14 protein-coding genes and 1 tRNA gene are annotated in these 11,857 nt (G+C 56.6%); 7 read left to right on the forward strand and 8 right to left on the reverse strand.

Translation table 11 applies throughout. From position 1 onward, the window contains the following. Positions 1-22: 22 nt before the first annotated feature. Positions 23-1,438: a phosphomannomutase gene (locus IFT53_RS06835; protein ID WP_192064289.1), complete on the reverse strand. Its 1,416-nt coding sequence runs from the start codon at positions 1,436-1,438 to the stop codon at positions 23-25. A gap of 210 nt (positions 1,439-1,648) precedes the next feature. Between IFT53_RS06835 and IFT53_RS06840 the strand changes: the two genes are divergently transcribed. Next, positions 1,649-1,858 (forward strand): hypothetical protein, encoded by a 210-nt coding sequence (locus IFT53_RS06840; protein WP_192064288.1) that lies wholly within the window; start codon positions 1,649-1,651, stop codon positions 1,856-1,858. On the opposite strand, the gene IFT53_RS06845 is transcribed toward IFT53_RS06840, so the two are convergent. Genes IFT53_RS06845 through IFT53_RS06855 form a run of 3 tightly spaced genes read right to left on the reverse strand, consistent with a single transcriptional unit; the run spans position 1,831 to position 4,204 of the window. Then, complete coding sequence (locus IFT53_RS06845) at positions 1,831-2,379, reverse strand: hypothetical protein (protein ID WP_192064287.1); 549 nt, start codon at positions 2,377-2,379, stop codon at positions 1,831-1,833. The two genes, IFT53_RS06840 and IFT53_RS06845, sit on opposite strands and share 28 nt — an antisense overlap. A 3-nt stretch (positions 2,380-2,382) precedes the next feature. Further along, positions 2,383-3,414 (reverse strand): SAM-dependent methyltransferase, encoded by a 1,032-nt coding sequence (locus tag IFT53_RS06850; RefSeq protein WP_192064286.1) that lies wholly within the window; start codon positions 3,412-3,414, stop codon positions 2,383-2,385. 1 nt (position 3,415) lies between these two features. Next, positions 3,416-4,204, reverse strand: a complete 789-nt coding sequence (locus IFT53_RS06855) for a DUF1295 domain-containing protein (RefSeq protein WP_192064285.1) — start codon at positions 4,202-4,204, stop codon at positions 3,416-3,418. A gap of 207 nt (positions 4,205-4,411) precedes the next feature. On the opposite strand from IFT53_RS06855, the gene IFT53_RS06860 reads away from it, so the two are divergent. From IFT53_RS06860 to IFT53_RS06870, 3 genes are read left to right on the forward strand one after another with little or no spacing between them, the layout of a single operon-like run. Further along, positions 4,412-4,756: a DUF2147 domain-containing protein gene (locus tag IFT53_RS06860; protein WP_244656272.1), complete on the forward strand. Its 345-nt coding sequence runs from the start codon at positions 4,412-4,414 to the stop codon at positions 4,754-4,756. A 23-nt stretch (positions 4,757-4,779) separates the two neighbouring features. Continuing rightward, positions 4,780-5,196, forward strand: coding sequence for a DUF2177 family protein (locus IFT53_RS06865; RefSeq protein WP_042617413.1), 417 nt, complete (start codon positions 4,780-4,782; stop codon positions 5,194-5,196). 32 nt (positions 5,197-5,228) lie between these two features. After that, a complete protein-coding gene (locus IFT53_RS06870) occupies positions 5,229-6,245 on the forward strand; it encodes an alpha/beta fold hydrolase (RefSeq protein ID WP_244656251.1) in 1,017 nt (338 codons plus the stop codon). Positions 6,246-6,291: 46 nt separating this feature from the next. On the opposite strand, the gene IFT53_RS06875 is transcribed toward IFT53_RS06870, so the two are convergent. Continuing rightward, positions 6,292-7,080: a DUF4394 domain-containing protein gene (locus IFT53_RS06875; protein ID WP_192064283.1), complete on the reverse strand. Its 789-nt coding sequence runs from the start codon at positions 7,078-7,080 to the stop codon at positions 6,292-6,294. A 201-nt stretch (positions 7,081-7,281) separates the two neighbouring features. Between IFT53_RS06875 and IFT53_RS06880 the strand changes: the two genes are divergently transcribed. Both IFT53_RS06880 and IFT53_RS06885 read left to right on the forward strand, forming a co-directional pair. Further along, positions 7,282-7,824: a sigma-70 family RNA polymerase sigma factor gene (locus IFT53_RS06880; protein ID WP_244656250.1), complete on the forward strand. Its 543-nt coding sequence runs from the start codon at positions 7,282-7,284 to the stop codon at positions 7,822-7,824. Then, positions 7,821-8,534, forward strand: a complete 714-nt coding sequence (locus tag IFT53_RS06885; RefSeq protein WP_192064281.1) for an anti-sigma factor — start codon at positions 7,821-7,823, stop codon at positions 8,532-8,534. The genes IFT53_RS06880 and IFT53_RS06885 overlap by 4 nt, the downstream gene beginning before the upstream one ends. A gap of 20 nt (positions 8,535-8,554) precedes the next feature. Here IFT53_RS06885 and IFT53_RS06890 read toward each other — a convergent pair. Continuing rightward, positions 8,555-8,631: transfer RNA gene (locus IFT53_RS06890), tRNA-Arg, on the reverse strand. 415 nt (positions 8,632-9,046) lie between these two features. On the opposite strand from IFT53_RS06890, the gene IFT53_RS06895 reads away from it, so the two are divergent. Further along, a complete protein-coding gene (locus IFT53_RS06895) occupies positions 9,047-9,556 on the forward strand; it encodes a MarR family winged helix-turn-helix transcriptional regulator (RefSeq protein ID WP_244656249.1) in 510 nt (169 codons plus the stop codon). A gap of 73 nt (positions 9,557-9,629) precedes the next feature. Here IFT53_RS06895 and IFT53_RS06900 read toward each other — a convergent pair whose 3' ends face one another. Together IFT53_RS06900 and IFT53_RS06905 are read right to left on the reverse strand one after the other, a co-directional pair. After that, positions 9,630-10,412, reverse strand: coding sequence for an ATP-binding cassette domain-containing protein (locus IFT53_RS06900; protein WP_192064280.1), 783 nt, complete (start codon positions 10,410-10,412; stop codon positions 9,630-9,632). A gap of 20 nt (positions 10,413-10,432) precedes the next feature. Next, complete coding sequence (locus tag IFT53_RS06905) at positions 10,433-11,746, reverse strand: sugar ABC transporter permease (RefSeq protein WP_192064279.1); 1,314 nt, start codon at positions 11,744-11,746, stop codon at positions 10,433-10,435. Positions 11,747-11,857: the final 111 nt, after the last annotated feature.

Genomic DNA, 11,857 nt, shown 5'->3' on the forward strand with positions numbered 1-11,857 from the left:
TTCGCCGCACCTGAAGACGCTATCAGCCAAAATCGCGGATCAGGTTCAGCCCCTTCTCCAGCAGTGCTGCCGCCTCTTTCTCATTTTCGGCTTCCACATAGCAGCGCATTTCCGGCGCATTGCCAGATGGGCGGAAGTGAATTGTGCTGCCATCGGCAAGCGTCACGCGAAGGCCGTCAATATCGCTTGTGTCCTGCACTGTTCCCACAGGTGCCAGAAAGCTTTCCAGATTGGCGCGGGAGGAACGCAGATGGTCCATCAAGGCAGCGCTCTTTTCCTGCGCGAAATCCTGCAACCGGTCCGCAGCGGCAACCGGCAATTTGTAGGCGGCAGCGATGTCAGACAGCGGCTTTTTCTGGTCCGCCGTCAGCTTCAAGGCAGCCAGCAGCGGCAGGAAGCAGTCGCGTGTCGGGAGCGGCGAGATGGTTTGGCCATTGAGTTTAAATGGGGATGCCGTGAGGAAGCCGCCATTGGCTTCAAAACCGATGATGCCTTGCTTGCCTGCGGCCAGTGCCTCATCCATGCCTGCAATGACGAAAGGCGAGCCGACTTTGGTGCGCACAACATCAAAATCCCCGCTGGCTTCAATGCCGGAATTGGATGTTACGGGCGTGACGACCACATCGGCCTTTAGGAAGTTTGCGGTGATGAGGCCCAGAAGATCGCCACGAAGAGGCACACCCTTCTCGTCAGCAAGCAGGGGGCGGTCGCCATCGCCATCAGCGGAAATGATCGCATCGAAATGATGCTCGCGGGCCCAGGCTTCGAGCTTTCCCAGCGTATCAGGCGATACAGCCTCGGTATCGACGGGAATGAAGGTTTCGGAGCGGCCCAGTGCCACGACCTCTGCGCCATAATGTTTCAGGACATCCACGAACATGTCCCGCGCGACAGTGCTGTGCTGGTAGACACCGACCTTCAAGCCTGCGAGCGCCTTTGCGGGCAGAATCGCGGCGTTGCGCTGGAAAAACATGGCGGCGGTTTTCGCGGAGTGGTCTTCTGCTTGTGATGATTCCGTGTTGATGCCATCCGCTTCGACCTGCTTTGCAAGCTCGGCAATGGCCAGCTCGTCTTTCTTGTCGATCTCGCCATCAGGGCGATAGAATTTGATGCCATTGCGATCTGCCGGAATGTGCGAGCCCGTGATCATGAGCGCTGCGGCCTTCAACGAAAGACCGTAAAGCGCCAGTGCCGGGGTGGGCAGGGCGCCGCAATCTAGCGGAGTAAGTCCAGCGGCCTTCAGAGCGCCAATGCAGGTTTGCGCGATGGCCGGGCTGGAGTCGCGGAAATCCTGACCGATGAGCACCGGATCTCCCTTTTTTGCCAAGCCCGAAGTGAGCAGGTGTCGCGCAAAGGCGGTCGCGTAAATGGCGGATGCCTTGCCTTTCAAATCTTCAGAAAGTCCGCGAAGACCGCTTGTTCCAAACTTCAGGCTCATGGGAGATGCCTCCTTTATTCTGGCTTTTTTCATGCTGCGTCTATCACGACGACTGCCTTCATAACGCAAACAGGCCGTGCATTGATCCAGATGCGATCTGACTGTGGTTGTTAGCCGATCGGGAATCATCTCTCAAGTTTTGACAGAATGCTGGGCGCAAGACTATATCGTGCCCACGCCGCAGCCTGCGGTATGGTTGGAGAAGCAAGCGTGGACACTGTATCTATCGACAATCGCGGCGACTTCGGCCTCTGGGCCATTGAGCGCGCCAAGGCCATTATTTCGGCTGAGGGTTCAGACCTTGCCATTGCCGCACGGGGTGGCGACGAAAGCGCCATCCGCGAGGCAGCCAACAATCTTGGGACTGCGATTTCCGCCGCACTGCTGGAGGTTTACGACGGCCTTGTGCCGGAGGAGTGACCCTCACGCTGAAGGCCGGCATATCTCAACGCGATAAAGGCCGTGAGGCATGCGACAGCAAAAGCGTTGAGGTTGAGCAGCTTTGCAAGGTCAGGCGCGCTCCACATTTGCCACGCATCTCCGAGCAGATAGCGCGTGTAGAGAAATCCCGCAAAAACCACGCCGGTCATTCCCACTTGCCACAGCCTTTCGCTTTGCCGGAACGAGACTGCGACCAGCATCACGCAAGCCGCGAAAAACAGTTCCGTGCCTGACGCGACCCCGAAAAGCTTTGTCTCGAACACCGTATCGACGGTGCCGATGAGGGGTAGGGCGATGCGCGCTGCCAGTGGCGAGCGGCGCGCAAGGAAGGGGATGGCGAGGAAGAACAGCATCGAGATGACGCTGATCATGGATGCCTGAAAACCGTCTCCCAGAAGCCACCAGATCGTCGCGGGATAGAAGGGTTTGTTGAGGATGATAACCCAGGCAATGGTCACCGTCGCGGCTGTCAGGGGATCGTGTTTTCCATCCTGCACCATGGTTCAGGGCCTTGTCGGCGACAGAAGGTAGTGTCCTACACTCCACACTGTCCCGTTATCGTGTCCGAACAGGCCAGCGGTGGCCAGAAAGAACAAGCGCCAGCGGCGTCGCCACAGATTGGCATCTTTGCCATAGACAGCCTCCAAAATGGGTGTGATCCGCTCGGATTCCCTGTCGAAATTGGCCAACCAATCCATCGCGGTGCGCTTGTAGTGTTCTCCAGACCAGTGCCATTCCGCCTCTACGGTGTAAATCTCTTCAAAGCGATGCGGCAGATCGCGTGACGGCATGATGCCGCCGGTGAAGAAGTGGTGCGCAATCCAGTCGGCGGGGTCGCTCGGATCGAACCGATAGGAGCGGTCCTTGTGGGTGAAGACATGGATGAAAAGCTTGCCATCGTTCTTCAGCCAGCCGCGCGTTCGCTCAAACAAGGCGCGCCAGTTCGACATATGCTCGAACATCTCGATGGACACGATGCGGTCATATTGGCCTGATGGCGCAAAGTCGTTCATATCAGCCGTGATAACTGTCAGATTATGCACGCCCTGAAGCTGCGCTTCCGCCATGATGTAGGCGCGTTGCGAGGCTGAATTGGAGACGGATGTGATGCGGGCATTTGGAAACTGTCGCGCCAGATAGAGCGACAGGGAGCCCCAGCCGCAGCCGAGTTCCAGAATGTTCATGCCATCGACAATACCGGCATGTTTCACAGTTTCGGCAAGTGCTGCCGTTTCTGCCGCATCCAGGGTCGTTGCAGCACTTGGGTAATAGCAGCAGGAATATTTCCTCTGTGCGCCCAGAACCAGTGCGAAAAACTCTGCAGGCACCTCGTAATGCTGCCTGTTGGCTTCATCCGTGTGGGTGGCGACGGGGAAGTTTCCCATGTCCCGGACGAAAGCAAGTTCATCCTCGTGAGGCACTTTCTCCAGCTTTCGTTTCGTCCTGCGGCAGAGAAAATCAATCCCTGCCAGCGTAACGCCGTCGGACAGGGGTGCTTTTTCTACCTGATTGATCGCAAAAGCGAGCATGTTCATCCTAGACATCCTCTTTTCGTGGTCCGGGGAAAAATGCGTTGACGCGATGCTGCAAGGATCGGAATTTTTCGCCGCGAGAGCGCAGCATGTGCTCCTCAAGCGGTGGAATTCCCGATGCGTAGACCAGCAGCCAGTACATCATTGCAGGTGCTAAAAGGGTGGCCAGAAGCCAGAATGGCGAGCCCGTCAGCGCCAGCAGAGGCCATGTGCACCAGAACAGCCACTCGAAGAAATAATTGGGGTGGCGCGAATATCGCCAAAAGCCGACCTCGCAGACTTCGGTCTTGGCTTCCGGCGTTTTGCGAAACTGCGCGAGCTGACGGTCCGAGATGGCCTCTCCTGCCAAGGCAATTGCCGCTATCGCAAGGCCCAGAATATCGGCAAAGGTCGGGAAGGGCGTGCTGTTCGATGCGGCAATATAAATAGCGAGAACCAGAATAAAGGCCGCAAGCGCCTGTATCTGCAGGAACTGGAAGAGGCGACGACAGGCATTCTCGCCCCACTCCTCAACAAGCTTGGCATAACGCGGGTCTTCGCCGCCGCCCTTGGTGCGTGAACCAATATGGCTGCCCAGCCGGATGGACCATATCAAAATGATGATGAAGGCGGCGCAGCGCCGTTCAAAGGAACCGTCGGCAAAGACAATCGCTGCGATGCCACCCAGACCGACGGAAAAGGACCATATCGTATCGATCCAGCCGCTGGCTCCGGTTCTGCGTTGTATGGCCCAGGCCAAAACCATGATGAGGCTCAGGCCAATGGCGATGCCGATCAACAATCCATAATTCATCACAGTTACCTTCACCCGCACTGTTGCTGCTTGCGGTAGTCTACGGCGTGGTGAGGTAATCGGTTTCATTTGGCGCAGAAAAAAGCGGAACTGACGTTTTTTGTGATCCAACGCAACCTTAAAGCCGTTTAACCGTCTGCAACCGGGCTAGGTGAACGTCTCGGTGAGGAGATCGACATGAATTCGGGTTTGAAATACGCAATCTGCATGGTCGCCCTGTCGGCAGGTGCCGCGTCTGCTAATGATATCAACGGCGAATGGGCGCGTGGCGATGGAAATGCGAAGGTTTCGGTCAGCGCCTGTGGCTCTGATATCTGCGCAACAAATACGTGGATCAAGCCAGGCACGCCAAAGGAAAAAGCTGGCGACAAGCTGGTGATGAGCATCAAGCCGACAGCCGATGGCGAATATTCCGGCACGGCGTTCGACCCGCAACGCGACCTGACCTACAAGCTGACTGTCTCCGTAAAAGGCGACAGCATGACCACAAAGGGCTGTGTGCTGGCGGGTATTCTCTGCAAGGGCGTGAACTGGTCCCGCATCAAATCATAATCTGAAAACACAAAGGTCTGTCCATGAAAAAGAGCGCAATTGCCTTCATCTCAACACTGATCGTCTTTCTGGCGATCGATTTCGTCTGGCTGAGCCTGATGGCAAATGCGCTCTACCGCCCCGTGCTCGGAGACATGCTCGTCACCGAATTTCGCGTCGCGCCAGCGGTCATTTTCTATCTGCTCTATGCTGCAGGGCTGACCTTTTTTGCGGTTCGCGCAGGGCTGGCGACGTCGAGTTTCCGCACATCATTCGTCTATGGCGGCCTGTTGGGTTTGATGGCCTATGGCACCTACGACCTTACCAACCAGGCAACTCTCGCGAACTGGTCCACGACACTGACCGTCGCTGACCTGATCTGGGGCTCGACGCTCTCTGCCGTTGCCTCCTGCGCCGGGCATTGGATTACAGAAAAACTGTGTGGACGGGCTTCCCGTTGATCGTCCCGACGCAAAATGTCAAAGGTCTTCGAATGACTTATCTTGTGCCGGTGTTTGGTATTCTCGCTGCTTTGATGTTCGGAGAAAGTGCGTTGGCCTTGCAGAAAGCAGACAATGCTCAGTCATCAAGCCAAACCAGAACAGATGAAAAACGCATCGATGTTGGGGGCTTTGAGCTCAACAGTGTGTTGCTGCCCGCCAACAAGGGCGCAACGCTGCCGCCCATCGTGTTCATCCATGGTGCCAGCACCAGCCTCTATGACCCGATGTATGCGTTTCGGGAAAAGCTGGAGGGCAAGGCAACCCTGCTGTTTGTGGACAGGCCGGGACATGGCCGTTCCGATATCGGCCCCAAGGCCAATATCCTGCCGGATACGCAAGCCGACGCAATAGCCACGCTCATGAAAAAGCGCGGCATCAAGAAAGCGATTATTGTCGGGCATTCCTTCGGCGGCGCAATCACCGCAGCCTTTGCGGTTCGCCACAAGGAGATGGTTGAAGGCCTGGTGTTCCTCTCGCCAGCGCTTTACCCATGGCCAGGGGGAATTGCATGGTACTATAACGCCGCGCGGTTCCCGGTTACCGGCGTCCTGTTCAGCACGCTCATTGCGCCGGCTGCGGGTGCTATTGCCATTGATGGGGCGGTTAAATCCGTGTTTGCGCCCAATCCTATGCCGTCAGATTATATTTCCCGCACCCGTGCCTATCAGGCGCTGAGCCCGGTCGCATTCCGCCATAATGCGCAGGAAGTGGGTGGGCTGAATGGCTGGGCCAAGACCGCATCGCCTGCATTTCGCACCATCAAGGCGCCAACAGTGATCATTGCCGGAGATGTCGACGAGGTGGTTTCAACCGAGATCCATTCCCGGCATCTCGCACGCGATATCAGCGGTGCGGAATTGATCGTAGTGCACAATCTGGGACACAAGTCCGATTACGTGGCGAGTGATCTCGCCATTGCTGCAATGGAAAAAATTGCCGGTAAGCCCCGCAATCTCAAGGCCATTGCCAAAACGCTTGAAACGAAGATTGCAAATGACGGCCAGTAGGTGAGTGACGGCTGGCCGGTTTTACCTGGCCAGCCGCTCATCGCAATTACATGGCAGGCAGAACGGCGATGTCGCGCAGCGGCAGCTCAACGCCAGTGATGTCGCCAGCTTTGGTCGCTTTGCCGGTTTCCAGATTGACCGTGTAAAGGGCCGTACCAGCCACAAGCATGGCCGTATTCTTGCCATCCGCCGTCGTCTGGATGTCGAAGGCGTAGGTCGCAGGCTTGGTTTCGATGCCGAGCTTGCCGATTGACTTCAGGGTTCCATCATTGGGCTTGGTCTGCTGGATAAGAGCGCCGATTGTGGCGTCGATGTTGTACATCGCGGTCTTTTCCGGCTTTCCGTAGGAATTGGTATAGGCGGCAGCAACGATATTGGGCGTTTCACCCTTGTGCATGTCGGCATCTTCAAATGCCAATGTGCCGTCCACGGTCACTGCACCGGTATCAGGATGCACCCGGTGGTTCGTGGTTCCGGTCATGTAACGGAGACGGTCTGCCATAGGGTTGAAGTCTACGACAACAGGGGCCTGCGTCATGGTCAGCGGCTTGTCCATTTTTGCCACTTCGGTCGCGGCACCCGTTTCGAGGTTGATCGAGACGATTGTATTGTCAGCTGTTACGCCGACGACTATCTTGGTGCCGGGGCGAAAATCAATGCCGACGAGCTTTTCGACGCCAGTTACGTCCATGGTCTTGGTCACGGCTGGCTTATCGGTATCGAACATGACGAGCGTCTTGTCTCCCGCCAATCCTAGTACCGGCGCGGCAAAGGCGAAGGTGGCGCTTGTGGCAAGCAGGGCGGAGGCAATCGTTGCTGTGCGAAGAATGGTCATATCTTTCTCCCGTTTCTATCCGTTTCGAGAGGTGCCAGGCAATTTGCCGGTCAGTGCTCTCAAAGGTTAGACACATGGGGGTGGCTGTTTGGATGCAGCGGCCAAAATATTTTTTTGATTTGCATCTCGGCATCGATTCCGGGTGTATGTGTTGAAACGAATATGTGCGCCGGGAGAGGCTCTTTGGACGTCGGACAGACAATGGCAGATGATTTCGGTACAGCACTCAACGCCTGCGCCAAGGGGGACCGGAATGGCCTGCGGGTTATTTTCGATAAAGAGGCGGGCCGACTGATCGCTGTGGCGGAACGCATCGTACGACGACGCGATCTGGCCGAGGAAGTCGTACAGGAAGCATTCATCCGCATTTGGAAAAGCGCGCACCAATATGAGCCCGGACGAGGGTCAGCACGGGGCTGGATCTATGCCATCGTGCGCAACCGGGCGCTCAACATGCTGCGGGATGGCAAGCGTGAAGACCTGGTTTCGGACGATCATCTGGACACGTTGCAAGAGGCCAGCCACGTCGAGCACATCATGACATCCTGGCACAGGCTGGATCAGAACAGCAGGCTACGCGAATGTCTCTCCACGCTGGATGAAACAAGACGGCGCGGCATCATCATGGCTTATGTCGGTGGCTACACCCATGGCGAAATTGCCGGGCGATTGCAAATACCGCTCGGAACCGCGAAATCGTGGATCAGGCGCGGCCTTTCCTCGCTTCGGGAGTGCATGGCATGACCCAGCCCAAGCTCATTCAAGACATTGCGCTAACAGCAGATGAATATGTGCTGGGTCTTCTCGATGAGGAAAGTTATCAGCGGGTTACAGACCAGATCGATCAGAACGCGGAACTGCGTGCTGCCATCGCATCAAGCCGGGAACGGTATCTGCCGCTGGATATCTCGGTGGATGCGGTTGAGCCAAGCGCCGATCTCTGGTCGCGGATCGACCGCCGCTTGGCCGATGCCCCGTCGGCCGAAACTCCTCGACTGCGGCAACCCGCTTCCAATGACAACAGCCGGTCCCTCTGGAAGCGGACGGCCATTGCTTCGCTTGCAGCATCTGTGCTGTTGACGGCAGGTCTGGGCTGGTCGCTGATGCGTACCGCAGATCCCGTCGTCATCGCAATATTGCTGAATGAAGCGGGCGAGCCCCAGGCGATTGTGGAAGACTTCAGCAATGAGCACGCCAGAATTCGCCTGCTTGCAGATTTCACGGTACCGGAAGGAAAGACCATGCAGGTTTGGACATTGCCGAACCGCGACATGGGCCCCATCTCGCTCGGTCTTCTCGATGAGCACCGCTCCGCGAGCCTTGAAACGCCACGGCTGCCAACGCCAACAGACAAGCAGCTTTACGAGATCACCCTCGAACAGACCGGCGGTTCCCCGACTGGAAGACCGACAGGGCCGATACTCGTGAAAGGCTTGGCAAGCGCGGTTAGGTGATGTGAGCTTAGAAAGTGAATTGGCGCACCCGACAGGATTCGAACCTGTGACCTTTGGAATCGGAATCCAACACTCTATCCAGCTGAGCTACGGGTGCATCCGTATGTGCGACGAGTCGCATCTGGCAGTGGCTCGTTCTTTAACCTAGCTTGCCCTGCGCTTCAATGTGTAAAATTACTTCATGAAGTTGTGCTCGGACGATTTTTCCGAGTTTGCGCCGTGACTTTATCAGCATTCTCTTAGAAATTGCATATCGCGGTGCGTCGACGCGAGAATCTGACTGCTTATTAAGCGTTTGATTATTCCCGTTGCATTTGCATCTCGGAATTTGCGCGGCTGGCGGATTCTTTGCGTCCGACCGGCGTGATGCCGCGTTTTCATCTATTTCGTATCCGTCAGTGAATAAAAAATGGAAGTTTAAAGTCAGGCATTATTCATTAATAAATCTTGTTCTAATTAAGCTGGTTAGCTAGTTTATAAAGTCCGCGGGGGCGAATCAGAGGGGGCTAAAGATGATGTCAAGTCTCGGACTTGAGCAGGGCATGGATAAGGTGTTCCCCAGGGAGCCTGAAGTCCCGTCTCTGCTCTCAAGGGTAGAAGTAAATTATTCAATATTGTCAGACGCCGTCATTTATAGTCTTCGGCGCGCTCAGCTATCGGTTGTGAATGATTTCAACGAAAGCCTTCTGGCTTTTTCCCTCAGGCCGACCGATTTTCCGGTTCTCGTTCTCGTGGCGAACAATTGTAGCCTGAAGCAGAGCGATGTTGCCGAGGCACTTGGCATTCAGCGTGCCAACTTCGTGGCCATCATCGATGCGCTGGAAGACAAGGGACTGTTGCAACGCCGTCGCTCGGAAGCGGATCGCCGGGTTCATTATCTGGAAATAACGGAAAGAGGCAGGACTGTTCTGGAGGAAATTTCTCAGGTGTGGCGTGCGCATGAAGGTAGACTGATTGATCGGCTTGGTGGCGAGACGGCACGTGACCAGTTGGTGAGCCTGTTACGCTGCATTCAGGACTGATCGCCGTCGCGACTTCATGCTTCATAAAAAACAGGTGCGGTTTGGCCGCACCTGTTTTTGCTTGTGGCACTAATCAGGCGCGCATCGCGCCGGGGCCGGGGGTGGCGCCTGGAGGGACTTTTCCCAGAATGATCATGCCCAGAACCTCATCCTTGGTCACATCCTGCGTTCTGGCATGGCCGACCACCTTGCCGTTTTTCATCACGAAGACGCGGTCTGCGAGATCGAAGACGTCATGAATGTCATGGCTGATGAGGAAAATGCCGATCCCTTCCTTCTTCAGTTCCTTGACCAGATCACCCACCTGCGCGGTTTCCTGCGGGCCGAGTGCAGCCGTCGGCTCATCCATGATGAGAATGCGGGCATCGAACAGAATGGCGCGAGCGATGGCAACCGATTGGCGCTGTCCACCGGAGAGTGCCTTGACCGGCTCCTTGAAGCGCTTGAAGTTGGGGTTGAGGCGGCCCATCACCTCGCGGGCGGAGGCTTCCATGGCGACATCATCCAGCGTGCCCCAGGGAGTGCGCAGTTCACGGCCAAGATAGAGATTGGCCGCAGCATCAACATTATCTGCGACGGCAAGCGTCTGATAGATGGTTTCGATGCCGAACTTCTTGGCATCGCGCGGATTGCGAATATCGACATCCTCACCATTGATCAGGATGTCTCCGCCATCACGACGATAGGCGCCTGAGAGGATCTTGATCAGGGTCGATTTGCCTGCACCATTATGGCCCAGCAACGCCACGACTTCGCCGCGATGGAGATCGACCGAGGCGTTTTCCACCGCGTGGATGCCGCCGAAGGAGATGGAAATATTGCGCATTTCCACAAGCGGAGTGGTTTGGTCCGTCATATCGGAAACTCCTCTTATTCTTACTTGGCTCTGGCGCGGTAAACCGTATCCAGCCAGACGGCCAGAACGAGCACCATTCCGATGACAATGCTTTGCAACGGGGTATCCATGCCAAGCAGCACCATGCCGGAGTTCAGAGATTGCATGACCACGGCACCCAGGATGGCACCGGCGATGGTTCCAGCACCGCCCGCAAGCGAGGTCCCGCCGATGACGGCTGCGGCGATGGTGTAAAGCTCATCCAGCGTGCCCTGCGCGTTGGTCGCAGCATTGAGACGCGCAGTTGAGATGGCCGCGGCGATGGCGCAGAGTATGCCCATCAGCGCGAAAATGCGCACCGTCACCCACCGTGTCTTGATGCCGGCAAGAACGGCTGCTTCGGGGTTGCCACCAATGGCGAAAACATAGCGGCCGAAGCGGGTACGGTTGGTGATGAAATTCATGACAATGGCGATGCCAAGCGCAATCAGCACAGGTATGGCCACGCCAAGTGAAATTTCGAGACCCGTGTCAGGCCAAGCCATGTTGTTGGCTTCAGCGTATTTGCGTGCCAGATTGACCGGCATGTAATAGCTGTTGAGAACCTTGACGGAGCCCAGCACGATGCCGCAGCCCACCAGGCCCACAAAATATTCAGCCCAGATGGGCTTGAGTGGAAAGCCGAAGCGTTTTCTCTGCCTACGCGAATTGACGATGGAGAGAACAATCAGGACACAGGCTATGATGCCGACCACCCAGCTTGCCGTTGCGCCGATTGAGCCATCGGCACCGCCGCCCATCAGGCGAAAGCGGGTGTCCATGGGCGCGACCGTTGCGCCGCTCGTGACCATCCATGCGGCGCCGCGCCAGACCAGAAGGCCGCCCAGCGTCACGATGAAGGATGGTACATTCATGAAGGCGATGATGACACCCTGAAACGCGCCGATGGCCGCGCCCAGTGTGATACCGACGGTGAGTGCCACAATCCAGGACATCTGGTGGTCATAGCCCAGCCAACCGGGCAGGAAGCGGGTTTGCGTAACCGCCATGATCATACCCACGAAGCCGAGAATGGAGCCAACCGAAAGATCGATGTTGCGCGTCACGATAACCAGAACCATGCCGGTTGCCATGACGGAAACGGACGCGGCCTGAACCGAGAGGTTCCACAGGTTTCGTGATGTGAGGAAGAGGCCGCCGGAAAGGATGTCAAACCCAATCCAGATAACCAAAAGTGCCACGACCATGCCCAGAAGGCGGGTATCGATTTCCGTCGCGTTCAAGAAACGTCGCAACGGGTTTCCCCGTTCTGCCCGGGCCGCGGGTTGCGATGCGACAACGGTTTGGTCCGCCATATCTGCTGTTCTCCCTGAAATATTTCATGCCGCCCATCACGCCGGTGCGCCGCAAGGTTGCCCCTGCGGCGGTGCCGGGTAGACTGGCGAAACTCGAGGCCTAAACCTCGA

The sequence above is a fragment of the Rhizobium sp. CFBP 13644 genome (assembly GCF_014842165.1).
Taxonomy (GTDB): Bacteria; Pseudomonadota; Alphaproteobacteria; order Rhizobiales; family Rhizobiaceae; genus Agrobacterium; species Agrobacterium tumefaciens_C.